Consider the following 25,079-nt stretch of genomic DNA (forward strand, 5'->3'; position numbering starts at 1 on the left):
CCCCCCCCCCCCCGCGCCGGGAAAGATCGTGGTCAGGCGCTGAGGCCGGAGGCCAGCTTGCTCCAGGACTCGTCGAGCGACTCGATGGTCTCGGTGTAGGCCTTGTGCGCACCGTCGACCTGGTCCTGAAGCCCTTCGGCCGCCTGCGACATGGCCTCCGCGCCGATCTGCCACTTCTCGAACATGGAGAGGAAGTTGGTCATGGCGGGGCCCTGCCACTCGGCGGGCAGCATGTACGCGAACCCGCTCGCGCCCTGCTTGAGGGCCGTGCAATAGGTCACGAGCTCGCCGAGCATGTCGGCGAGCGCCTTGAGGTCGGCCGTGTCGGCCTGCTGCTCAGACATTCTTCTCCCCCGTCGCGTTCTCGGCCGACGCATCGACCACCGGGACCTCGCCGATCTCGACGGCAGCGGCGCCGTCGACCAGAGCCGGCTCGCCGTCTTCGCCGACGCGGAACACGCCCTCACCGATGGCGTCGTCGTCGCCGTCTCGGTCGCTGTCGCCGCTCCCGCCGCCGGTCGCCTGGCCGGTGCTCTTGCGGGCGCCGAGCATGCCGCCGCCGTAGAGCTCGGCCTCGCCGTCGCCGGCGTAATCGCGGCCGAAGAACTCGGCCATGTCCTCTGCCCGCTCCTCGCCACGGTCGACGACTGCACCGAGCTTGCCCGAGTTCGACCGCATGGCCGCGACGGAAGGTGCCCGACCGTTGAACGAGCGCTGCACGCCCGACTCGTTCTGCGTGTACGAGCCGTCAGCGGCGATGAGGCCCGTCTGCAGTGCCGCGAGCGACTGCCGCACGAACCCGGCGGTCGTCATGAACGTCGCCCACCCCTCGGCGAAGCTCTCGGCGTCGTCGCCCTTCCAGGTGACGTCCACCGTGCGCTTGACCTGCGAATCGACCGTCGACAGGTTCGTGTCGAAGGTCGACAGGACGGTGCCGAGCAGCGCAGCCACCTCGCTCAGCGCTGTCGCGCGGACTCTGAATGAGACCACCGGAATCCCTTCCCGTCGGATGAGCGCCGGGGCCTGTCGACCCCGGCGCTCGAATCAGCGATGTCAGCCGTTGAACGTGCCGGCGATCGCGTTCTCGCTGTCCTCGTAGGACAGGGCGGCCTGGTTGAGCAGGTCGCTGATGCCCTGGAGGGACTCCTTCAGCTGCAGGCCGGCCTGGTCCCACTGCGAGTAGAGCTCGTTGAAGCTCTGCGATGCCGTACCCGACCAGTCGCCGGAGATGAGACCTTCGACGAGCGACTTCAGGTTGGACAGTTGGGACTCGATCGACTGCGAACCGCTCGAGAGCTGCCCGGCGACACCGGCGAGCGAGTCGGACGTGACGCGGATCTCCGCCATGATTTTCCTCCGTTGAGTGGATGCCTCGTATGAACTCGGAGCGGAGTACGACTCCGATTCCCCGTGCTTCGAACACGTTACCCTCTGGGCCGCCGGATTCCGATGGGGAGGACTCCCCGTCGGAGGGGAGCACTCCGGCGACTCGTCCGCAGCCGGATGCGGGGGGCCGCTGGCCGGCCGTGCACGCCGAGGCTGCGGGACGCCTCGGCGTCGAATGGGTACAGTCGAGGCATCCCCGTCTCTCGACCGAAAGGCCGCACGTGCGCCCCGACGACGCCACCCTCGCCGCCCGCCCCCAGCTGTTCCGGTTCGCGCGCGCGACCGGCCGCACGGCGGTCTTCGCCGTCCTGGCGCTGCTCGCCCTCGTCGGGCTCGTGCTCGTGCTCGTGAACTTCGAGTCCATCCGCGACAGCGCCGGCGACATGACCGGGCGGCGCTCCGGGCTTCGTGGCGTCGTCGCCCCGGCACTCGTGCTCATCTCCGCGTTCTTCGCGTTCGTGTTCGCCTGGATCGCGATCAGCGGGTCGCACCGCTGGGAGCGCGTCGAGACGGGCACGCGTCTCACGGCGCGACACTTCGTCGTCGCCGGCGGCCCGGATGTCGCGGACGCGATGCACGCGCGGTTCGCCACGGGCGACCCGGCGCAGTACCTCCCCGTGCCGAACCACAAGAAGGGCAGCATCCGGGTGTCCGTCTACCGAGCGGATGCCGATCGGCTGGCCTTCGTGACGATCCAGAACGGCGCGGGGGCGAAGGCGCCGTCCTGGCCGCTCATCACGCTGCGGGACCGCGCGTTCGTCGACCTGAAGCGACTCGCGCCCGAGGACTTCTCGCGTCGGCCGAGCGGCAGCGGCACGATCGACCCCACGCTGCTCGGCTGATGGGCGTCGACGCGACGCCCGAACAGGCTCGGTTCCAGGCACTCGTCGACCCCGCGAAGGCGCACTCCGCCCGTCGCTGGAACACCGGATTCATCCTCACGGGAGCGGTTCTCGTCACCGCGGCGGTGGCCGCCGTCATCGTCATGATCACCACCGGATTCGGATCGTGGTTCACGATCGCCCTGGTCGGCGTGCTGGGAGTGCTCAGCATCTCCCTCATCGTCACGAGCGTCCTGCGCGCGCGCATCCTCCGACTGCTCGCCGGCGACGGGGCCGTGGCCTGCTCGGTCACCGAGGGCGGCGTCGCCCTCGCGAACTCGCCGTTCATCCCGTGGTCCGATGTCGTGTTCATCGGCGTGCTCAACGATCGTCCGCGCACTTCCCGGCTTCGGGCGGTCCCGGTCTTCGGCTGGTTCGGCTCGCTCGCGCTGAAGGCCGGCAACGGCACGGTGCTCTGCGAGATCGCGGTGCGCGACGGCGAGACGCTGCGCACCGCCTTCGCCGATCGTGGCGCCGCGAAGCGCGTCAGCCTCTACGGGCGCTGGCCCGATGGCCTCCGGCGCGGCCTGCTGCCGCTTCTGCTCGACTCGGTGCTCTCGGAGCAGACCGTCCAGGCCGTCGTGCGCGTGCTCTTCGCCGAGGCGGAGGCTCGCGGCATCCCGCACTCGATGCACGAGTCGACCTTCGGCTACATGAAGTGGAAGGGGCCGCTGCTCGATCCGGATTGGCCCGCCGAACTGGGCTGAGGCGGGTCAGGCCGGACGGATCTCGAAGGAGAGGTCACCGAGCCAGACGGTGTCGCCGACGGATGCCTCGACCCGCGTGCCCGCGGACTCGAGCTGCTGGATGCGGCCGGCACGCTCGAGGCGGGCGCCGTTCGCGGAGCCGGCGTCCCCCACGTGGATGCGACCATCGGCCACGTCCAGGAAGAGGTGCACGCGCGAGACGGAGCGCGTGTCGTCCTGCACCTCGACGGCACGGACGCCCATCGCCAGGGCGGTGTCGGCGGGCTTGCGGCCGATCACGGCGCTGCCCGACACGATCACGCGCTGCCCGGTGGAGAACGCCAGCTCGATGCGCTCGACCGCGGCGGGCGTCGCAGGCGCCGGCGTGGCCTGCGCCGCGGCATCCGACCTCGAGCCCGGCTGCTGCCACGGCAGGGTGCGGGGCAGGGGCACCGGGGCGACGGCGCCGCCCTGCGCTCCGGGGGCCTGGGCCGGCGCGACGACGGGCGTCGCGCGATGCGGGGTCGCGAACTGCGAGGGCACCGGCGGGCGAGTGGGCTGCTGCGGGATGAGTTGACCGCACTCGACGCAGTACATGCTGTTCGGCTGCAGCGTCGCGTCGCAGTAGACGCAGCGGGCAGAGGCCACGAGTCGGTCCTTCCTCGAGTGGGCGATTCGCCCGGGTCAGTCTACGTGCGTCGCGGGCCCGTCACTGGCGGATGTCGGGCACGCGCACGGGAAGCCAGCCGGAGGGGGTGGTGAACACGGCCGAGCCCGGCGTGCCGCGCCCCAGCATGAACTTCGGGATCGGGGATCCGATCGCCTGCGTGCCCATGACGGCGGACTCCGGGCGCAGCACGAGGGCGCGGCGCGAGCGCTTCGCCTCGACCACCGGGCCGCCGAAGAGGGTCGACAGCGATTCCGAGTCGGCCGCGACGATGAAGACCGCCCGGTGCTTGGAGCCCGTGAGCGCGTGCTCGATCGGCGCGTTCTTGTACTGCTCCGCATCGTCGACGACGACCGTGACGAACTCACCCGCGGCGTCGAGCGCCTGCTGCACGGCCGCCGCATCGCTGTCGCCCGCCGAGATCACCGAGATCCCGTGCCCGGCGGCGACCTCGGTGAGCACCGATTCGCGCGGTGCCACGACGAGCAGCGGGGTCTTGCGCCAAGCGAGCTGGTGGACGATCGCGGCCAGCGCCGACGACCGGCCGGACTTTCGCGGGCCGGTGACGAGCAGGCCGCCCTCGGCCGGCCAGTCGATCGTGAAGCGCGACAGCACGTCGCCGCCGACGGCGACGACCGGACCGTCGGCCGGCCCGGAGTCGCCGAGGGGCAGCTCGTAGGCGGCAGTGAGGGCGAAGTGGCCCGGGAGCGGGTCGACCCGTACCGGCTGCGGCAGGCCGGCGAGCTGCGGGAACTGGTCGAAGTGGTCGTGCACCTGCTCGACGATGCGCCGGAGCGCGGTGGTCTGCGCCTCGCCGCTCGTGTCGCGCACGAGCACTGCGATCTGCGCCTCGGCTCCCGCGGCGCCGAACAGCACGCGTCCGGGCGGGAGGTCCATCGGGACGTCCTTCGCGAGGATGCCGGCCGTGCGGTAGTCGGAGAGGTCCCGCAGGGGAAGCACGTACTGCTCGTCGATGAAGGACGAGATCTTGTCGCCCGACACGCCGCGATCGCCCGTGACGAGCACGCGCACGCCCACGGCCGGACCCTCGCGGAGGACCCGCATGAACTGGTCGCGGAAGGTGACGAGCTGGTCGGCGTTCATGGTCGAGAGCATCCGCTCCCAGCCGTCGACGACGACGATCGCGTACGGCAGCCGCGACGCGGCGTCGGCCTGCGCCCGCTGCTCGGAGATGTGCCCGACGCCGGCCGTCGACAGCACAGACTGGCGACGTCCGAGTTCCTCGAGCAGCCGCTGCACGAGGCGCGGCAGGCGGTCGGAGTCGAGCTGCGTGACGACGGCGCCGGTGTGGGGCGCGTCGACGAGGGGCAGCAGGGCGCCGTTGCCGAAGTCGATGACGTAGAGGTGCAGCTCGGCCGGGGTGAACTCCTGCACGAGCTGGCCCAGCATGGTGCGCAGCGCCGTCGTGCGGCCCGAGAGCGCACCGCCGAGGAAGAGGACGTGCGAGTCCGTCTCGATGTTCCACGTGAGGCTGCGCTGCGACTGCTCGCCCGGCACGTCCTCGAGGCCGAGCACGATCGAGCGCTCCGGCACGTGCTGGTCCTGGAACTTCTCCAGCGGAAGCACGGCCGGCAGCGGAACGAGCCACGGCGAGGGGTTCTTCGGGATGCCGAGCTGCTGCGTCGCGGCGGTGATGAGGTTCACGAGCGCGCGCAGGTCGGTGTCGTCGTGGTCGGTGACCTGGGACTGCGAGGACGCGGCCTTCGGGTACTTGGCGGGGAACCCGAGGAGGTCCCACTGCAGCGGCGCCTTGCGGGGCAGCACCTTGACGCTGCGCTGCACGCCGGGGCGGATGCCGGCGACGCGGGCGGTCTGGAACGCCACCGGGGCCGACGACGGACCCGTGCGCACGAACCCGCGACCCGGCGTCGTCGGGCTGATGAGCGCGGCCTCCCCGGAACCGAGGATGTCGGAGGAGTCGGTGCGGTCGGTGACGCGGAGCGCGACGCGGAGGTTGATGTTCGACTGCATCTCCGGCGTGACCACGCCGGACGGGCGCTGCGTCGCGAGCACCAGGTTGACGCCGAGCGAGCGGCCGACGCGCGCGATGCGGACGAGGCCGTCGATGAAGTCGGGCAGCTCGGTGCGCAGCTCGGCGAACTCGTCGATGACGATCATCAGGCGTGCGAGGCCACGGCGGGCGGCCGTGTCGGCGTCCCTCGCCCAGGCGGAGTCGACGTCCTTCGCGTTCATGTCGCGGAGGACCTTCTCGCGTCGCTTGAGCTCGGCGTCGAGGGAGGCGAGGGCGCGCTCGGTCTCGCGGGCGTCGAGGTTGGTCACCATGCCCACCGTGTGCGGGAGTCGCTCGCAGTCGGCGAAGGCCGACCCGCCCTTGTAGTCGACGAGCACGAAGTTCAGCGCGTCGGGTCGGTTCGCGAGCGCGAGGCTCACGACGAGCGCCTGCAGGAACTCGGACTTGCCCGAACCCGTGGTGCCTGCGACGAGGGCGTGCGGCCCGTCGCGCGAGATGTCGACGGCGAACTCCCCCTCGCCGGTCGCGCCGACGACGACGAACGTGTTGCGGGGCTGGGTCTGCCAGCGACGCACGAGGGGCTCGGGGTCGTCGAGGTCGATCGCGAGGAGGTCGGCGAACCGCACGCTCGAGGGCAGCATGGCGTCGTCGCCGACTCCGCTGACGTGCCGCAGCGAGCAGAGGCTGCGCGCCATCAGCTCGGCGCGGGGCACCGAGAGGCCGTCGAGCAGCACGACCGGGTGGTAGTCGGTGCCGGTCTCGACCCGGGCGACCGCAGGGTCGGATGCGTCGATGGCGACGACGCTCTTCGCCTCCTCGGGAAGCCGCGCCCGCTCGGTGTCGAGGGCCACGACGTGGATCCCGTGTGCGGCGCCGTGCTCGAGGAGTTGGACCATGCCGGGCAGCATCCGGAGACGACGCGCTCCGTCGACGACGACGAGCACGCTGCTGGGCGGCTCGGCACCGCGCTGTCCCGCGATGCGCATGCGCAGCTCGAGGAGTTCCGAGAGCTCGCGGAGGCGTTCGCGGCGCGAGTCGTCGGAGTTGCCGAGCGACGCGGCGGCGCCGGCGGGCTGCGCGTGCGGCAGCCATTGGACCCAGCCCCACTCGGCCTCGGCATCGTCGGGACAGAGCACGACGAGCTCGGCGTCGCGCGGTGAACGCAACGTCGCCCAACCGGCGACGATGACGCGGGCGAGGCTTCGGGTCGCATCGACGGGACCCGCGATGCCGAGCGGACCCGACCGCAGGTCCGCGGCCACGGGCACGGGTGCGACACCGACGCGGCGCGCGCTCGTCCGGTCCTTGCCGCCGCCCTCGAATCGGACGTCGAGGGCGACCTCGGTCACGCCGACCCGGACCGAGAGCGCGTCGGCATCCGTGCGCCGACGCTCCCACAGCCGAGCGAGCGGCCTCGTCGCGATGTCGAAGAGGACCACGGGGTCGGGCAGTCGGTACCAGGTCTCGATGCGCTGGCGCTTGGCCAGTTCGCCGATGCGCGCCTCGGTGCTGCGCACCTCGTCGATCCACTGCTGCTCGGTCTTGATCCCCTTGTTCTTGGCGAGCTTGCGGTTCGCGAGGAACGAGCCGACCACCATGACGGGGCTCGCGGCGGCCATCAGCAGCATGATGGGCCGCCCGAACACGATCGCCATGGTGACGCCGAGCACGACCGGGATGATGGCGGACAGCCACGGCATGGGCGACTGGTCGGGGTCGTCGGGCTTGTCGCCCGGCAGCGCGACGACGGGCTGCTCAGCCGCGGGGCGGATGCGGCTCGGACGGTTGAACCCCCGGGCGCCGAGCGCGTCGCGTGTCAGGTCGGCGTCGCCGGCCGGCGAGATGCCGAGGCGGAAGATGGTCGAACCCGCCTGCACGAGGTCGGCCGGGACCACGTCGGTGGCCTCGGTGATCGTGACGCCGTTGACCCAGATCTCGGCGCCCGGCTCGGGCACGACCGACGCCGTCAACGGGACGGGTCGCCCGTCACTGCCGGCGCCGCCCGGCGAGACCGTGATGGTCACGTGGTGCGAGAGCAGCGCCGGGTCGGCGATCGAGAGCGAGACGGACGCCCCGCTGCCGATGCTCACCGCGGCTCCGCGGACGATGGGCAGGGAGTCGCCGGAGAACGGTCCGCCGACGAGCTCGAGCCGCAGGCCGCCGACGGGCGTGTCGGCGTGCGAGGCCTGCGGCACCTGGCCGCCGGAGAGGACGGCGCTGTCGGCGAGTGGCGTCGCCGGCTCGAGGTCGCTCGCGAGCAGCGTCTCGGGCACGCCGAGGGCCTCGGCGACCTCGGCCACGGTGGTGCCCTCGTCGACGTCGAGCATCCACGAACCGGCGGCATCGCCGGAGCGCTGGTCGAGCGTGAGTCGGAGGCTCATGGGTGCTGCCTTTCGGAGGTGGTCGTCATCGACTCGTACGGTCGAGGAGGGCGATGAAGGCGTCGAACGGGCCGCCCGTGGCGAGGTCTTCGATGGGCGCCGGCGGCGTGAACAGGGTGGTGACGGCCTCGTCGTCGTCCGCGCCGGTGGGCGCGGTCGGCACGGGACCCGTGGTCGGGAGACCGGCGTCGGCCGGGACGAGGGTCACGGACCCGGCGGCCTGCTCGCCGCCCGCGGCGACCTGGAAGCCGAACTGGTCGGCCTGTCCGGAGCCGACGTAGCGGGCGACGCCGTCGGCATCGCAGGCCACGCTGCCGTGCATCGACGCCCCGCAGCCCACGAGGACCACGTCGTCGCCGGCGATCGAGGTGACGAGCGAGGCGAGGTCGACCTCGACGCCCGCCGAGCCGTCGAGCGGCACGAAGACGTCGAGTGCGATGAGCGGGGCATCCGCCGGGTAGACCGAGACGGGCAGCTTGCCCTTCGTCTCCGCACCGAATTCGTCGAGGACGCCGAACCCGAGTTCGGCGGGCCCGGTGAAGGTGGAGGAGGCTCGGAACACGAGATGCGTCGGGGTGGCCCAGGCTGACCCCGCGGAGGCCGGCTCGACGCCGAGGGCGATCAGGCCGGCACCGCCGCCGCAGCGCGTGCACGTGGCGCCGAGGTCGGAAAAGGGGATGCGCAGCAGGCTCGCGGATGCCACGGGCCGCACGGTCGCGGACGGCGAGACCTCCGGTGCGGGCGGCGGGGCCGCGGTGACCCGATAGGCCACGGTCATCGATACCGTGCCGTCGGTGAGCGTGACCGGGAGGACCGTGACGCCGGCCTCGGGGTCGTACTCGGGCGCGGAGAGCACGATGCGCTCGCCGTCGCACGCGACGACGAGCGGCGTCGCCGAGCGCGGCACGTCGCAGTCGGCGATGCGCCACGGCGGCGAGGGCTGGATCTCGGCGGTCTCGAGGTACGGGATCTCGACCTCGGCGGCGCTCTGGGATTCGGCGGAGGCCGGGTCCTCGGCGGCCACGGCGGGTGCGGTGGCGGTGGCGAGGAGCAGCAGGGCGACGGGAACGGCGGCGAGGAACGACCTCATGCGTGCGATGCGCCTCACCGTGCTCCCTCCCCTGGCCGGCCCAGTTCGGGGGCCGATATAGCATGGTACGCGGTCGGTGCCGCCGACCGTGGCGACCAGGAGGAACGGGCGATGACCGATCGGCTCATGCCACCGTCGGGCCATGCGGTCTTCGGCCACGCACCCGGACAGCCGGTGCTCGGCGAGAACGCCGGCGGCCGCGCCCTCGGGGCCGGCTCGACCGTGCTTCCCGAACTCGCGGAGGCCCCCGACCGCGAGCGGAGCTGGTGGCGGCATCCGGCGATGCTCGTCTCGATGATCCTGACGTTCCTCGCGCTCGCCGGGGCGGCCACCTGGTGGATCATCTCGATCGTGACCGACGACTCCGTGCGCGTCGACGGCCTCTCGGCCTCCGTCGAGGGCGGCAACCTGCACCTCGACTGGGGCGGCCCCGACGCCGCCTACGCGCTGTACGCCGTCGACGGCGACGGCGGCGTGACCGACCTGACGCAGCTCGTGCGGGGCACCGAGGCATGGATCCCGTCCGCAGCCGGCGTCGCCGACGAGTCGACGTGCTTCGTCGTCCGGCCCGCAGACCAGACCGCCGAGGTCAGCCTCGACGCGGCATCCCTCGATGCCCAGCGGGGCGCCGGGATCTGCGCGGCCGACGCGGACGCGTGATGCGGCGCACTCCAGCGCGGAGCAGGGCCGTCGTCCGGGCGTGGCTCGTGGCCGGGATCTCCGCGTCGCTCCTCGCGGGGTGCGCCCAGGCGCCGCCCCCGCCCGAGCCCCCCGCGGGCGTCGACCTCGAGTCGTACGATCAGGCCGACGGGAACGGCCTCTGGCTGGTGTCGGGTGAGGACATCGCCGACGAGGTGCTCGCCGCCGTTCGCGCCGCCGGACCGGTGCACGCGGCCGGCTCCTTCACGGAGACCACGCGCCCCGACCCCGAAGCCGACCTCGTGCGCGGGCGCGAACTCAGCGTGGACTACCGCGGACGCCCCGGGTCCTTCGACGCCCGTCTTAGGTCCGGCTCGTCGTCCGCCCGCATCGTGGTCGACGACGGCGTCGCGCACGTGCTCGGCAACGCGGCCTATGCGGAGACGATCGGCGCGCCCGAGACCGCCGGCGAGGTGGTCTGCACGGTCGGCGCCGAGCCGGTCCTCGACCGGTGGGCACCGATGCTCGATCCCGCCGACCTCGTCTCGGCGATGCTCACGAGCGCCCCGCTCGCCGTGGGCGACCCCGTCGGCGACGCCGAGGTGCTCGAGATCGTGATCGGCGAGGGCGCGACCGTGGGCGTGCTCACCGTCGAGCGCTACGGACCGCCACTCCCCCGCACCTACATCGCCGCAGACGAGTCCGGCGACGCGAGCTTCACCTTCGCCGAGTGGGGAGCCGAGGTCGATATCGCCGCGGCTGCCCAGGACCTCGCCTGCCCCGAGGGCTGACGAGGTCAGCCGACCGGCTTCGGACCAGCCGCGAGCTCGCGGTCGTAGGTCTCGCGCGCGACGCGGTTGCGCTCGGTGACGGTGCGGCCCCTGGCCGCGATCCATCCGCCGAACCAGATTGGGATCTCCCGGGCGATGACGGCCGCGGCGATCGCGAACGGGTCGAGCCAGCGCTCGCCGATGAACCGGGCGGCCTCGTCGAACGTGAGGGTCCACGCCTGGACCGTGAGCAGGGAAGCCCCGATGTACGAGAAGTAGACGAGCACGCCCACCAGGAGACCGAACACGGCGTACATCCACCACGGTCCGCGGTTGATGATGGCGGCGAGCAGCGCGAAGCCGATGAAGACGGCGACGATCGGCACCCAGAACACGGCGCTGCCGAGGAACGAGACGAACACGTCGGCCGCGCGGTCGGAATCACCGCGGCCGATCAGGATCAGGTAGGAGACGCCCGCGTAGAGCAGGGCGAACGCGACCGCGCCGATCGCGGCCACGAGGGCGCCGAACCCGCGGTTGCCCTTCGTCTTCGGCGGCACGGGCGCCTGCACGTAGATGGTCTGCGGCTGCTGCGGGACGGGCTCGGGCGCGAGGGTGGCCGCCCCTCCCGCCGCAGCGACGGCTTCGGGCGCCGGGGGCACGTAGGTCTCGCGGCGGACGCTGTCGGCGCTGACCGGCTCGGGATACGCGTCGTAGTCGATCGGCGTCTCGTGCTCGTCGTGCACGGGCTCGACCGGCACCGTCGGCTCCGATGCCGTCACGGCCGGTTCGTCGGATGCCACGGCGCCGGCGTTCGCGCGCTGCACGGCCTCGTCGAGGCGGGCCGTGCGAGCCTGTTCGGCATCCACCGAGGAGTCGGGCTCGGGTGCGTCGACGACCACGGGCTCGGGGACGTCGGATGCGGGCGCGTCGACGACCGGGACGGGCTCGGGGTTCGGGACGGGTTCGGCCGCGGGCGGCTCCGCCACGGCCTCGGCCTGCGGCTCATCGGCCGGGACCGGCTCGGCGGCGGGTTCTGCCGTCAGGGCGTTCGCGAGATCGTTCTCGGTGCTCGGCGTGGCCGTCTCGGCGGGAACGTCGGCTGCGGCATCCGTCGTCGACGTCTGGCTCGTGTCGCCCTCGTCGGCCGGCACCGCGCCGGTCTGGTCGGGACCACTCGTCCTGTCGCTCATCTTCGCGCTCCTTCCGGGCGCCCTGCACCCGCGGTCGTCGGCTCATGCTAGCAACGCGCATCGCGCAGGCGGTGGAGCGCGCGCGGTGCTTCTCGGAGCGGCGTCTACTCGGCGAGCGCGCCGACCGGTTGCTCGGTGGGCACCGCGGCCGGCACCACGAACTCGGATGACGCAATCGTGACGGTCGTGTAGCCGGTCGCCGATGCGGTGACCTCCGCCCGATAGCTCCCAGACTGTCCGTCGATGTCGAGGGAAGTTCCGTGGGCATCGGCGATGGGTTCTCCATCCCGGTACCACTGGAACGTGAGTGCCGCGAGCGCGGGCCAGTCGCCAGGATCGAGCGCCAACGTGTTGTCGACACCGATGATCGTCGGGGCGCCCGCCTGGATCGATCCCGCAACGACCGCCGAGGTCGGTGCCGAGACCGCCGACACTACGGCAACGCCCGTCTCTGCAGTGGTCGCCTTCACGGTGATCCGCTGTCCGAGGCGTTCAGGCGGAACCTGATAGGTGACGCCGGCCGCACCCGGTATGGCGACGCCGTTCGCGAGCCATTGATAGGCGAACGTGATCACGCCTGTCCAATCACCAGGACTCGCCGAGAGCGTCGCCCCCACCTGCGCCTCACCGGTCAGCGTCGGCGTTCCGGAGACGACGATGCTGCCGGTGGCCGCCGATCGCTCGCTGAGCGTCGGGTAGCCCGCGAGCCTGCCGCTGACGACGACCGTGATGGTCTTGCCGAGCTGTGCACCGGTGAGCGCCAGCGAGGGAGTCGTGCGGGCGGGCATCGCCACGCCGTCGGCGTACCACTGGTAGGTGTATGCCGTGCCCGTGGTCCAGGCACCCGGGGAAACGGTGAGCATTCCACCGACGCGTGCTTCCCCGGAGACCTTCGGGACGGCAGTCAGCGCCACCTTCGTCATCGTCGGGCTCGACGTCGCCGAGGCCGAGCCGAAACCGGCCTGCGAACCCGTGACCCTGACCGTCAGCGACGCACCGACCTGAGCCGGTGTCGGCGCGAACGTTCTGCCCGTCGCCTTCGAGACTGCGACCCCGTTCGCGTACCACTGGTACGCGAACGATGTTCCCGTCGACCAGACTCCCGGATTCGCGGTCACCGTGGCGCCGACCTCGGTGGTTCCCGAGATCGTCGGGGTCGACCACGCGATCACCCGTGCGGTCGGGACGCTCGCGTGCGTGACCGTCGGGTAGCCCGCCAGGCGTCCGCTCATTCTCACGGTGATCGCCTTGCCCGCGAGTGAAGATGGAACGACCAACGACGAGGCAGTGGCGTTCGCGATCGCGATCCCATCGGCATACCACTGCGACGACAGCACCGTGCCTGTCGTCCAGGTGCCGGGCACTGCGATCAGCCGGGCGCCCACGCGTGCGGTACCCGAGATGCTCGGTACCGGTGCCAGCGCCACCTTCGTGGACGTCGCCGGCGACGTCGAAGTCATCGAACCGAAGCCCACCTGCGATCCGTTGACCCGCACCGCCACCGTCCGCCCGACCTGCGCCGCCGTGGGAACGAAGGTCTTGCCGGTCGCCTTCGGGATCGCGACACCGTTCGCGTACCACTGGTACGCGAATGACGTGCCGGGCGTCCAGGCGCCCGGATTCGCCGTGAGCGTTCCGCCGACCTTCGGACTGCCCGAGACCGTGGGCGGCGACCACGCCGTCACCTTCGCCGTCGCCGCGCTCGATCGCGTCGCCGTGGGATAGCCCAACAGGCGACCGGTGACCTTCACCGTGATCGCCTTTCCCGCGAGCGAGGACGGCAGGGTCATCGACGGCGACGTGGCCTTCGAGATCGCCGTGCCGTTCGCATACCACTGGTAGGTCAGTGTCGTGCCCTTGGTCCAGGTGCCCGGTGTTGCGGTCAGCTTGCCGCCGACTCGAGCCGTGCCCGAGACCTTCGGCACCGGCGCCAGCGCGACCTTCTGCGTCGGCGCGGAGGTCATGGTCGCCGACGCCCACGCGCGATCACTGACACGAACGCGAACGGTAATCGGCTTTCCAGCATCCGCCGTAGTCGGACGGTACTGCTTGGCAGTCGCTGCGGGGATGCTCGTCCCGTTCACGAGCCACTGGTACTCGATTGGAGCGCCCACCCCCCAATCACCCGGATCCGCGGTGAGCGTCGACCCGACGTATGGCGTGCCGTGGATGATCGGAGTTCTCGGAGCGACGACCTTCGGAGTCTCTGCGGAGTACATGAACACACGGTCGTAGCCCGCTTGCTCGTTCTCACCCCAGGCGACGATGCCGATCGATTTGCCGACGGCATCCGCCGGCACAGTGAATTGTCTCTCATTCTGCGACCCCGACCAATCCCCGTCGATCGTCCACTCATATGAGACGTACAAGCCCGTCGTCCAGATGCCGGGATCTGCCACGAGGGTCGCCCCGACCCGCGCAGTTCCATTCACCTTCGGGGTCCCGACCTTCATCACTCGAGTCGAAGGGTCGGACGTCGCCGATCCGTCGGCGTATCCGGGCGCACTTCCGGTCGTACGCACGGTCAGGCGCTTGCCCTCGTCCGCCAGCCTTGGCACAAATGTTTCCCCGGTCGCGCCGGGAATGGCGACGCCGTTGGCGAACCACTGCCGCGTCGTTGCCGTTGCGCCGGTCGTGCTCCCCCGCGAATCGAAGATCCTCAGCGGGAAGCCGACAGCCGGCGCTTGGCCGTCACCGAACCACGGCTTGCCCCAGTTCAGGACCCGTTCCGGCAGCCAGACAGACTTCGAGGTCATCGTCGTGTGCCCGAGCTTCGTCGCGGTCGCGGTCACGACGATCCCCCCACCCGCCATCTCGGGGGTGACGACGAGCGAGGGCCCGACGCGATCTACGAACCCTCGGCCACCCCAACGGTACGTGATGTCGGCTCCGGCGACCGGTGAGACCGACGAAGCGGTGAGCGTCTGTCCGACTGCGGGCGTGCCAGACACGACAGGATCGCTCACTGTTGCCTCCGGCCCGGTGACGATGCCCCGGATCGTCTCACTCGGCTTCGCCGTCAGCGTGCCTGCGGTCTCGAAGCTCTTGGCCGCCGGCCAGTACCATTCGTGACCGGAGCCGGACTCGATTCGCAACCGCACAACTCCGGGCTGGACCGCGTTGAGCTCGAATCTGCCCAACACATCCGAGCTGGTCGACGCGAGAGCACGGCCGTCGGTGGCGAGGCCGGTCACGATCGCCTGGCCGACCGGCATCCAAGATTCCTCCCACACCCGAACATTTCCCTCAAACGTTGCACCATGGCTGGCGGCGAAATCTAAGCCGGTCCGAGATTCTCCGGCCTCGATCTGGATGGCGGTGGCCCCGTCACGGGTGAAAGCGCCGGGCCACCATTGGTGGAGGTAGTTCTCGTCTCCCAAGGGCTCGCCATAGGCGTGGACCGTGTACTCGCCTGCGGATAGCCCCGTGATGCGGTATGGGGATGTCAACCGGACGCGACCGACGACGCGGCCGTCGGCGTCAGAGACCTCCACGACGCTGGCGCCCTCCGCGCTCCCCTCGATGGTTCCGCCGTAATCGAGTTCTGCGTCGAGTAGTTCGACTGCGCCTGATTCGACAACAAAAGTGTCGGCCTCGCTCAGGAGGCTCGCCCCACCGGTGAAGTTCCGTGCGAAGCGGTCAGTTCCGACGAACTCGAGGGCGTAACGCCCTGGCGGGACGTCGAGCCGATACTCGCCGCCGTCTCCGACGAACGATGATCCGGCGAGGACGAATTCGTCCCCGTCGAGCCGGTGAGCCGTCACTCTCGCGCTGCGCGGGCCCGTTTTGTCGATCATCGGCCCTTCAACGCTCGTCACGGTTCCGGCGATCGTGCCCGTGACGATCGTCGTGATCGCCACCGAATAGGGCTTCGATTCCTCGACTCGGAGTGAAGCCGCGTCGCGCTCGCTCGCCGCGCTGGGCCACCACGTAGCCGGCTCCTCGGACGGACTGAGCTTGATCAGGTATTCGCCCGGGGCGACCTTTGGAACCGAGAAGAATCCTGACGAGGCCCGGACTGTTCGAACAGGCCCGCTCGTACCGTCGTGCGGCGAGCGGAACAACGAGACGTAGCCGCTCACCACCCGACCGGACCCATCTCTCACGGTGCCCGAGATGCTCCCCGCCCGCGCCAATTGGAGGTCCACACGTGTCTGAGCACCGCGTGGCGCGAAAATCGGCCCGTCGGTCCGATCGAGGAATGGTGATGACGGCCCGGTCGCAACCATGAGCCGAAAATACGAATCAGTGGAGACCCCGCTCGACACGGAGATGCTGTAGCTCCCATCAGCACCGGTCAGACTCGAGCCCGCGGATTCGGTCTGGACATTGCCGAAGTAGTCTGCGGTCACACGTACCAGAGTGACTCGTTCACCTACGACCGCTGCACCATCGCTGTCGATGATCCGTCCGGACACTGCGGGAACTGAGTCGTCGGCCTCATTGGCGTAGGCCGGGCCCGGCGCGATGATACTGCTGATCACGATCAGTGCTGCCGCGACGGCAGTGACAACTGCGGAATGGCGGCCTGCGCGCGGCAGCGGCTGCCCCGGAGGCGAAGATTCGGGAACTCTGACAACGCGCACGGATGGGTCCTCAGGGTGGGGCAGCGACCGGCTCGGAGTTCCGGCACGCACGGGTTCGGGTGGACTCATCGTAGGGGATGGCCGCTGGTCGAGCGTGGCTGCTTTCCCCGCCGTCGGCGGGCGCTCCTCCTCCAAGCCTGTGAAACGACGAACGGCCCCCGATCCGCAGCGGATCGGGGGCCGTTCGTCGAGCGAATCGCGCCTAGCTGTAGTTGCCCGGCGTGAAGTCGTCGTTCGAGAACGCATCGAAGTCGACGAAGCTCAGGTCGCCCTCGGTGAAGGACGCGTCGTCGGTGAAGATGCGGTTCGGATACCGCTCCGCCTTCGCCTCCTCGGTCGCCTCGACCGCCACGTTCCGGTACCGGTTCAGACCGGTGCCCGCGGGGATCAGCTTTCCGATGATCACGTTCTCCTTGAGGCCGACCAGCGGGTCGGACTTGCCCTCCATGGCGGCCTGCGTGAGCACGCGGGTCGTCTCCTGGAAGGACGCGGCCGACAGCCACGACTCGGTCGCCAGCGAAGCCTTGGTGATACCCATGACCTCCTGACGGGCCGACGCCGTCTTCTTGCCCTCGGTGAGCGTCGCGCGGTTGATCTCGTTGTACTTCGACCGGTCGACCAGCTCACCGGGGAGCAGGTCGGTGTCGCCGTGGTCGACGACCGTGACCTTGCGGAGCATCTGGCGGACGATGACCTCGATGTGCTTGTCGTGGATCGGCACACCCTGCGAGCGGTAGACGCCCTGCACACCGTCGACGAGGTGCTTCTGCACCTCGCGCACGCCCTTGACGCGGAGGACCTCCTTGGGGTCCACCGTGCCGACGATGATCTGCTGACCGAGCTCGACGTGCTGTCCGTCCTCGACCAGGAGGGTCGAACGCTTGAGCACGTTGTACGCGATCGGCTCGTCGCCGTTGTCAGGCGTGAGGATGACCTTGCGCTGACGGTCGGACTCGTCGATGGTGATGCGACCGGCGGCCTCGACGATGGGCGACGCACCCTTGGGGGTACGTGCCTCGAAGAGCTCCTGCACGCGGGGAAGACCCTGCGTGATGTCGTCGGCCGAGGCCGAACCACCGGTGTGGAAGGTACGCATCGTGAGCTGCGTGCCGGGCTCGCCGATCGACTGGGCCGCGATGATGCCGACGGCCTCGCCGATGTCCACGAGCTTGCCGGTCGCGAGCGAACGGCCGTAGCACTTCGCGCACACGCCGACGGCGGACTCGCAGGTGAGGACCGAGCGGACCTTGATCGACTCGACGTTCGCCGCGATGAGCTTGTCGATGAGCACGTCGCCGACGTCCTCACCGGCCTCCGCGACGACCTCGCCCTTGGCGTTCACGGCGTCGGCCGCGAGCGAGCGGGCGAACACCGAGTTCTCGACGTTCGGGTCGCGCACGAGCACGCCCTCGGAGTCCACCGCACCGATGGGGAGCTCGAGGCCCTTGCCGGTGCCGCAGTCCTCCTCGCGGATGATGACATCCTGCGAGACGTCGACGAGACGACGCGTGAGGTAGCCCGAGTCGGCCGTACGGAGGGCCGTGTCGGCCAGACCCTTTCGGGCACCGTGCGTCGCGATGAAGTACTCCGCCACCGACAGCCCCTCGCGGTACGAGGAGATGATCGGACGGGGGATGATCTCACCCTTCGGGTTGTTCACGAGACCGCGCATACCGGCGATGTTGCGAACCTGGAGCCAGTTACCACGAGCACCCGACGTGACCATGCGGTTGATGGTGTTGTCGGTCGGGAAGTTCTCCTGCATGGCCTTGGCGACCTCGTCGGTCGCCTTCGTCCAGATCTGGATGAGCTCCTGACGACGCTCGGCGTCGGTCGTGAGCCCCTTCTCGAACTGCGACTGCACCTTCGCGGCGAGCTTCTCGTAGCGGCCGACGATCTCGCCCTTGGCGGGGGGCGTGATGATGTCGGACAGCGCCACGGTGACGCCCGAGCGGGTCGCCCAGCGGAAGCCGGCGTCCTTGATGCGGTCGAGGGTCGCGGCGACCTCGGTCTTCGGGTAGCGCTCGGCGAGGTCGTTCACGATCGCCGAGATCTGGGTCTTGCCAGCCTGCTCGTTGAAGAACGGGTAGTCGACCGGGAGCGCCTCGTTGAAGAGCGCACGCCCGAGCGTGGTCTCCATGAGGTACGGCTTGCCCTGCACGAAGTTCTCGGGAGCGTCGCCCTCGGCGAAGTGCACGCCGTCGAGACGGATGCGCACCTTCGCGTTGAGGTCGAGCGCGATCTCGCCGGGACGGTTCTGGTCGAACGCGAGGATGGCCTCGGCGATCGACGAGAACGCGCGGCCCTCGCCGGCTGCGCCGGGCTTCTCGGTCGTCAGGTGGTGCAGGCCGATGATCATGTCCTGCGAGGGCAGGGTCACCGGTCGACCGTCGGACGGCTTCAGGATGTTGTTCGACGCGAGCATCAGGATGCGCGCCTCGGCCTGGGCCTCGACCGACAGGGGCAGGTGGACGGCCATCTGGTCGCCGTCGAAGTCCGCGTTGAACGCGGCGCAGACGAGCGGGTGGAGCTGGATGGCCTTGCCCTCGACGAGCTGCGGCTCGAACGCCTGGATGCCGAGACGGTGCAGGGTGGGTGCGCGGTTCAGCAGCACGGGGCGTTCGCGGATGATCTCCTCGAGGACGTCCCACACGTGCGGGTTCGAACGCTCCACCATGCGCTTGGCGGCCTTGATGTTCTGAGCGTGGCTCAGGTCGATCAGGCGCTTGATGACGAACGGCTTGAAGAGCTCGAGCGCCATCTGCTTGGGCAGACCGCACTGGTGCAGCTTCAGCTGCGGGCCGACGACGATGACCGAACGGCCCGAGTAGTCGACGCGCTTGCCGAGCAGGTTCTGGCGGAAGCGACCCTGCTTGCCCTTGAGCATGTCGCTCAGGGACTTGAGGGCGCGGTTGCCGGTGCCCGTGACGGGACGACCACGACGACCGTTGTCGAACAGCGCGTCGACGGCCTCCTGCAGCATCCGCTTCTCGTTGTTGACGATGATCTCGGGAGCACCGAGGTCGAGCAGTCGACGGAGACGGTTGTTGCGGTTGATCACACGACGGTAGAGGTCGTTGAGGTCGGAGGTCGCGAAGCGGCCACCGTCGAGCTGGACCATGGGGCGCAGCTCCGGCGGGATCACCGGCACGACGTCGAGCACCATCGCGGCCGGCGAGTTGCCGGTCTGCAGGAAGGAGCTGACGACGCGCAGGCGCTTGATGGCGCGGATCTTCTTCTGGCCCTTGCCCTCGGCGATCTGCAGGCGCAGGTCGTCGGCCTCGGCCGCGAGGTCGAACGCGAGGAGGCGCTTCTTGATGGCCTCGGCACCCATGTAGGCGTCGAAGTACATGCCGAAGCGGTCCTGCAGCTCGTGGAAGACCGAGTCCTCGGGCTTCAGGTCGCCGACCTTGAGGGTGCGGAAGTCCTCCCACACGCGCTCGAGGTGCGCGATCTGCTCGTCGCCCGACTTGCGGACGCCGGCCATCTCCTTGTCGGCGGCGGCCTCGGCGCGCTTGCGCACGTCGGACTTCGCACCGTCGGCCTCGAGGGCCGCGAGCTCGTCCTCCTTGCGCTTCATGAGCTCGGCGATGCGCGCGTCGCGCTGGTCGCCGATCGTCTTGATCTCGAGTCGGATCTCGTTCTCGAGGCCGGGCATGTCGGCGTGACGACCCTCGTCGTCGACGTCGATGACCATGTAGGCCGCGAAGTAGATGACCTTCTCGAGGTCCTTCGGCGCCATGTCGAGCAGGTAGCCGAGGCGCGAGGGAACACCCTTGAAGTACCAGATGTGGGTCACGGGAGCGGCGAGCTCGATGTGGCCCATGCGCTCGCGGCGCACGGAGGACTTGGTGACCTCCACGCCGCAGCGCTCGCACACGATGCCCTTGAAGCGCACGCGCTTGTACTTGCCGCAGGCGCACTCCCAGTCACGGCTCGGTCCGAAGATCTGCTCACCGAACAGACCGTCCTTCTCGGGCTTCAGGGTGCGGTAGTTGATCGTCTCGGGCTTCTTGACCTCACCGTAGGACCACTTGCGGATGTCCTCTGCCGTGGCCAGACCGATGCGAAGCTCGTCAAATGTTGTTGCGTCGAGCAATTTCTCTCCTTGGAAAGTCTCTGTAGTCGTCTACTGGCCAGGCTTAGATCTCGTCGATGTTCGACGACTCGAAGCGCGCGGAGATGTTGATGCCGAGCTCTTCCGCTGCGCGGAAGGCCTCGTCATCGGTGTCGCGGAGGGAGACCGCGGTGCCGTCTGCCGAGAGGACCTCGACGTTCAGGCACAGCGACTGCATCTCCTTCATGAGCACCTTGAAGGACTCGGGGATGCCGGGCTCCTGGATGTTCTCGCCCTTGACGATGGCCTCGTACACCTTGACGCGGCCGAGGATGTCGTCGGACTTGATCGTGAGGAGCTCCTGGAGCGCGTATGCGGCGCCGTAGGCCTCGAGGGCCCACACCTCCATCTCACCGAATCGCTGACCACCGAACTGCGCCTTACCACCGAGCGGCTGCTGGGTGATCATCGAGTACGGGCCCGTCGAGCGCGCGTGGATCTTGTCGTCGACGAGGTGGTGCAGCTTCAGGATGTACATGTAGCCGACCGAGACCGGGTACGGGAAGGGCTCGCCCGAGCGACCGTCGAAGAGGTGCGTCTTGCCGGTCGAGTCGATGAGGCGCTCACCGTCGCGGTTGGGGAGCGTCGAGTCGAGTAGACCCGCGATCTCCTCCTCGAAGGCACCGTCGAACACCGGGGTCGCGACCTTGGTGCCGGGGGCGGCCTCGTGCGCGTCCTTCGGCAGCTTCTTGGCCCAGGACGGGTTGCCCTCGACCTTCCAGCCCTGCTTGGCGACCCACCCGAGGTGGGTCTCGAGCACCTGGCCGAAGTTCATTCGACCGGGGATGCCGAGCGGGTTCAGGATGACGTCGACCGGAGTGCCGTCAGCGAGGAACGGCATGTCCTCGACCGGCAGGATCTTCGAGATGACGCCCTTGTTGCCGTGGCGGCCGGCGAGCTTGTCGCCCTCGGTGATCTTGCGCTTCTGGGCGATGTAGACGACCACGCGCTGGTTGACGCCCGAGCCGAGCTCATCGTCGTTCTCGGAGGAGAACTCCTTGACGGCGATGATGGTTCCGCGCTCGCCGTGGGGCACCTTCAGCGACGTGTCGCGGACCTCGCGGCTCTTCTCGTTGAAGATCGCGCGGAGCAGTCGCTCCTCGGCGGAGAGCTCGGTCTCGCCCTTCGGCGTGACCTTGCCCACGAGGATGTCGCCGGGGCGGACCTCGGCACCGATGCGGATGATGCCGCGCTCGTCGAGGTCGGCGAGCAGGTCGGGGCTGACGTTGGGGAGGTCACGGGTGATCTCCTCCTTGCCGAGCTTCGTGTCGCGCGCGTCGACCTCGTACTCCTCGATGTGGATCGACGAGAGCACGTCGTCCTTCACGAGGTTCTGGCTGAGGATGATCGCGTCCTCGAAGTTGTGACCCTCCCACGGCATGAACGCCACGAGGAGGTTCTTGCCGAGCGCGAGCTCGCCGTTGTCGGTCGCGGGACCGTCGGCGATGACCTCGCCGACCTCGATGCGCTCACCGGCCGTGACGACGACGCGGTTGTTGTACGAGGTGCCCTGGTTCGAGCGGTCGAACTTGCGCAGGTAGTACGTCTGCGTTCCGCCCTGGTCGAGCTGCACGGTGACCGAGTCGGCCGAGACCTCGGTGACGACGCCCGCCTTGTCGGCGGTGACCACGTCACCGGCATCGATGGCCGCGTAGCCCTCCATGCCGGTGCCGACGAACGGCGAGTCGCTGCGGAGCAGCGGCACCGCCTGACGCTGCATGTTGGCACCCATGAGGGCGCGGTTCGCGTCGTCGTGCTCGAGGAACGGGATGAGGGAGGTACCGACCGACACCATCTGGCGCGGCGAGACGTCCATGTAGCCGATCTCGTCGGCGGGGATGAGGTCGACCTCTCCGCCGGTCTTCCGGGCGAGGACGCGGTCCTCCTGGAAGTGCCCGTCGGACTTGAGCGGTGCGTTCGCCTGGGCGATGACCTCTCCGGTCTCCTCCATGGCGGTCAGGTACTCGATCTCGTCGGTGACCTTGCCGGCGACGACCTTGCGGTACGGCGTCTCGATGAAGCCGAACGAGTTGATGCGCGCGAACGACGCGAGCGAGCCGATCAGGCCGATGTTCGGGCCTTCAGGGGTCTCGATCGGGCACATGCGGCCGTAGTGCGAGGGGTGGACGTCACGGACCTCGACGCCGGCGCGGTCTCGCGAGAGGCCGCCGGGGCCGAGCGCCGAGAGGCGACGCTTGTGGGTCAGGCCCGCGAGCGGGTTGTTCTGGTCCATGAACTGCGAGAGCTGCGACGTGCCGAAGAACTCCTTGATCGCGGCGACGACGGGTCGCACGTTGATCAGGGTCTGCGGGGTGATCGCCTCGATGTCCTGCGTGGTCATGCGCTCGCGGACGACGCGCTCCATGCGGGACAGGCCGGTGCGGACCTGGTTCTGGATCAGCTCGCCGACCGCGCGGATGCGACGGTTGCCGAAGTTGTCGATGTCGTCGACGTCGAGGCGCAGCTCCACGTCCTTGCCGTTGCGACGGCCGGGCAGCGTGGTGCGCTCGTCGTGCAGGGCGACGAGGTACTTGATCGTCGCGACGATGTCCTCGACGGTCAGCACCGAGTCGGTGAGGGGCGCCTCGAGACCGAGCTTGTTGTTGATCTTGTAGCGACCCACCTTGGCGAGGTCGTAGCGCTTCGGGTTGAAGTAGAAGTTGTCGAGGAGCGCACGCGCGGCCTCGGCGGCGACCTGCTCGCCCGGACGGAGCTTGCGGTAGATGTCCTTGAGCGCCTCTTCCTTCGTGAGGATGTTGTCCTTCTCGAGGGTGAGGGCGATGGACTCGTAGCCGGCGAACTGCTCGAGGATCTCTTCGCTCGTCAGGCCGAGGGCCTTGAGGAAGACGGTGACCGACTGCTTGCGCTTGCGGTCGATGCGGACGCCGACCTGGTCGCGCTTGTCGATCTCGAACTCGAGCCAGGCACCACGGCTCGGGATGACGCGAGCGGAGTAGATGTCCTTGTCGCTCGTCTTCTCGGGCGTGCGCTCGAAGTAGACACCCGGCGAACGCACGAGCTGGGAGACGACGACACGCTCGGTGCCGTTGATCACGAACGTGCCGCGCGCGGTCATGAGCGGGAAGTCGCCCATGAAGACCGTCTGCGTCTTGATCTCACCCGTGAGGTGGTTCATGAACTCGGCGTTCACGTAGAGGGGTGCGGAGAAGGTCTTGCCCTTCTCCTTGCACTCGTCGATCGTGTACTTCGGCGGCTCGAGCTCGGGGTTCGTGAACGAGAGCTGCATGGTCTCGCCGAGGTCCTCGATCGGGGAGATCTCCTCGAAGATCTCCTCGAGTCCGGTGGCCTCGGGCAGGTCCTTGCGGCCGGCCTCGACAGCTTCCTCGACGCGTGCCTTCCACGCATCGTTGCCGACGAGCCAGTCGAAGCTCTCGGTCTGCAGGGCGAGCAGGTCGGGTACGGTGAGGGTGTCGGTGACCTTGGCGAACGAGAGACGGCTTGCACCGCGTCCGTTCTTGGGAGTGGGCGTGGTCGCGTTGCGCGCAGCAGCCAAGTGAATAACCTCCATCGGCCCCGTCGGGCCGGTTCACTGTCGGTAGCGGAGAGAATTGCCCCGAGACGCGTGCCGATGCCGGGGGATGAACCCGACATGCGAAGCCGACCGCAATATGAAGGCATAGTGGGTCTGGGAGCGCAAAGGTTAACCATATACTTCGCGACGCGCCATGTCCAGTCGATTCTTGATTTGTTCGCGGGTCTCAGGTATAACCCAGATTCCGGATGCCGCGAGGCGCGGGACTGCGGCCTCGAAGCCGCCCTGGAACGGGGCAGGATGGGGCGCATGAGCCGTCTGATCGTGCTGGTGGCGGCGGTGTCGCTCGTCCTGTCGGCCTGCTCCACGACCCCGCCGGCAGCAGCTCCCGCGAGCCCGCACGCGGGGCAGGAGGGCCGGGCGATCGAGCTGCCGCCGACGCACGGCGTCTTCGACTACCAGCTCGGCGGCCCCTCCGAGCGGGTCGAGACGGCGGACGGGCACCTCGACCCCGACGTCGTGGTCAGGGACGCCTCGGCACCGCCGCCGTCGGGCGCCTACGGCATCTGCTACGTGAACGGCTTCCAGACCCAGCCCGGCGAGGAGGACGCGTGGCTCGAGCGCAGCGACCTGCTGCTCGGGGATGGGGACGACGGGTTCGTGAGGGACCCCGCCTGGCCCGATGAACTCGTCCTCGATCCGTCGACCGAGTCGCAGCGCGCCGGCATCCTCGAGGTCCTCGGACCGGTCATCGCGTCCTGCGCGGCGGCAGGCTACGACGCCGTCGAGATCGACAACCTGGACACCTGGACGCGGTTCCCCGAGATCGACAGGTCGGGAGCGCACGCGCTCGCCGCCGCGTACGTCGCCCTCGCCCACGAGGCGGGGCTCGCGATCGGGCAGAAGAACGCGGCCGAGATCGCCCCGTTCGCCCACGACGAGCTCGGCTTCGACTTCGCGATCAGCGAGGAGTGCGCCGCCTTCGACGAATGCGGCGACTACACGGCCGTCTACGGCGACCACCTCCTGCAGGTCGAGTACCCCGAGGCGCTGGACGAGGCCGGGCTCACGCTCGCCGAGGCCTGCTCGCTCGAGGACCGGGCGCCCACGATGATCCTGCGCGATCGGGACCTCGCCCCGGCCGGAGACGCGGGGCACCGCTACGAACGCTGCGACTGAGGCCCGGCCGCCCCTATC

Annotated in this window: 15 protein-coding genes; 5 read left to right on the top strand and 10 right to left on the bottom strand. The window is 69.5% G+C overall.

Annotated elements, in window-relative coordinates:
* Nucleotides 1-32: 32 nt before the first annotated feature.
* The 3 genes from GQQ95_RS17355 to GQQ95_RS17365 form a co-directional block, all read right to left on the bottom strand.
* Nucleotides 33-344, bottom strand: a complete 312-nt coding sequence (locus GQQ95_RS17355) for a WXG100 family type VII secretion target (protein ID WP_170297116.1) — start codon at nt 342-344, stop codon at nt 33-35.
* Nucleotides 337-990: a WXG100 family type VII secretion target gene (locus tag GQQ95_RS17360; RefSeq protein WP_157428867.1), complete on the bottom strand. Its 654-nt coding sequence runs from the start codon at nt 988-990 to the stop codon at nt 337-339. The genes GQQ95_RS17355 and GQQ95_RS17360 overlap by 8 nt, the downstream gene beginning before the upstream one ends.
* 63 nt (nt 991-1,053) lie before the next feature.
* Nucleotides 1,054-1,347 (bottom strand): WXG100 family type VII secretion target, encoded by a 294-nt coding sequence (locus GQQ95_RS17365; protein ID WP_056010942.1) that lies wholly within the window; start codon nt 1,345-1,347, stop codon nt 1,054-1,056.
* Nucleotides 1,348-1,607: 260 nt separating this feature from the next.
* On the opposite strand from GQQ95_RS17365, the gene GQQ95_RS17370 reads away from it, so the two are divergent.
* Both GQQ95_RS17370 and GQQ95_RS17375 read left to right on the top strand, forming a co-directional pair.
* Complete coding sequence (locus GQQ95_RS17370) at nt 1,608-2,228, top strand: hypothetical protein (protein ID WP_157428868.1); 621 nt, start codon at nt 1,608-1,610, stop codon at nt 2,226-2,228.
* Nucleotides 2,228-2,974, top strand: coding sequence for a hypothetical protein (locus tag GQQ95_RS17375; RefSeq protein ID WP_157428869.1), 747 nt, complete (start codon nt 2,228-2,230; stop codon nt 2,972-2,974). Before GQQ95_RS17370 ends, GQQ95_RS17375 begins: the two co-directional genes overlap by 1 nt.
* A gap of 6 nt (nt 2,975-2,980) precedes the next feature.
* On the opposite strand, the gene GQQ95_RS17380 is transcribed toward GQQ95_RS17375, so the two are convergent.
* The 3 genes from GQQ95_RS17380 to GQQ95_RS17390 form a co-directional block, all read right to left on the bottom strand.
* Complete coding sequence (locus tag GQQ95_RS17380; RefSeq protein WP_157428870.1) at nt 2,981-3,601, bottom strand: FHA domain-containing protein; 621 nt, start codon at nt 3,599-3,601, stop codon at nt 2,981-2,983.
* 61 nt (nt 3,602-3,662) lie between these two features.
* Nucleotides 3,663-7,994 (bottom strand): type VII secretion EssC family protein, encoded by a 4,332-nt coding sequence (locus tag GQQ95_RS17385; RefSeq protein ID WP_157428871.1) that lies wholly within the window; start codon nt 7,992-7,994, stop codon nt 3,663-3,665.
* A gap of 25 nt (nt 7,995-8,019) precedes the next feature.
* The gene (locus tag GQQ95_RS17390; protein WP_157428872.1) at nt 8,020-9,084 is read right to left on the bottom strand and encodes a hypothetical protein; all 1,065 of its coding nucleotides are present in this window, start codon (nt 9,082-9,084) and stop codon (nt 8,020-8,022) included.
* Between the two features lie 111 nt (nt 9,085-9,195).
* On the opposite strand from GQQ95_RS17390, the gene GQQ95_RS17395 reads away from it, so the two are divergent.
* Both GQQ95_RS17395 and GQQ95_RS17400 read left to right on the top strand, forming a co-directional pair.
* Nucleotides 9,196-9,744: a hypothetical protein gene (locus GQQ95_RS17395; protein WP_157428873.1), complete on the top strand. Its 549-nt coding sequence runs from the start codon at nt 9,196-9,198 to the stop codon at nt 9,742-9,744.
* Nucleotides 9,744-10,514, top strand: a complete 771-nt coding sequence (locus GQQ95_RS17400) for a hypothetical protein (protein ID WP_157428874.1) — start codon at nt 9,744-9,746, stop codon at nt 10,512-10,514. Before GQQ95_RS17395 ends, GQQ95_RS17400 begins: the two co-directional genes overlap by 1 nt.
* A 5-nt stretch (nt 10,515-10,519) precedes the next feature.
* On the opposite strand, the gene GQQ95_RS17405 is transcribed toward GQQ95_RS17400, so the two are convergent.
* The 4 genes from GQQ95_RS17405 to rpoB form a co-directional block, all read right to left on the bottom strand.
* On the bottom strand, nt 10,520-11,686 hold the full coding sequence (locus tag GQQ95_RS17405) for a hypothetical protein (RefSeq protein WP_157428875.1): 1,167 nt from the start codon (nt 11,684-11,686) through the stop codon (nt 10,520-10,522).
* A 104-nt stretch (nt 11,687-11,790) separates the two neighbouring features.
* Nucleotides 11,791-16,170: a carboxypeptidase-like regulatory domain-containing protein gene (locus tag GQQ95_RS17410; RefSeq protein WP_157428876.1), complete on the bottom strand. Its 4,380-nt coding sequence runs from the start codon at nt 16,168-16,170 to the stop codon at nt 11,791-11,793.
* Nucleotides 16,171-16,474: 304 nt separating this feature from the next.
* The gene (rpoC, locus tag GQQ95_RS17415) at nt 16,475-20,371 is read right to left on the bottom strand and encodes a DNA-directed RNA polymerase subunit beta' (RefSeq protein WP_157428877.1); all 3,897 of its coding nucleotides are present in this window, start codon (nt 20,369-20,371) and stop codon (nt 16,475-16,477) included.
* Nucleotides 20,372-20,414: 43 nt separating this feature from the next.
* Nucleotides 20,415-23,903 (bottom strand): DNA-directed RNA polymerase subunit beta, encoded by a 3,489-nt coding sequence (gene rpoB / locus GQQ95_RS17420; protein ID WP_157428878.1) that lies wholly within the window; start codon nt 23,901-23,903, stop codon nt 20,415-20,417.
* A gap of 288 nt (nt 23,904-24,191) precedes the next feature.
* Between rpoB and GQQ95_RS17425 the strand changes: the two genes are divergently transcribed.
* On the top strand, nt 24,192-25,061 hold the full coding sequence (locus GQQ95_RS17425; RefSeq protein WP_157428879.1) for an endo alpha-1,4 polygalactosaminidase: 870 nt from the start codon (nt 24,192-24,194) through the stop codon (nt 25,059-25,061).
* Nucleotides 25,062-25,079: the final 18 nt, after the last annotated feature.

The sequence above is a fragment of the Agromyces salentinus genome (assembly GCF_009749395.1).
GTDB classification, from domain to species: domain Bacteria; phylum Actinomycetota; class Actinomycetes; order Actinomycetales; family Microbacteriaceae; genus Agromyces; species Agromyces salentinus.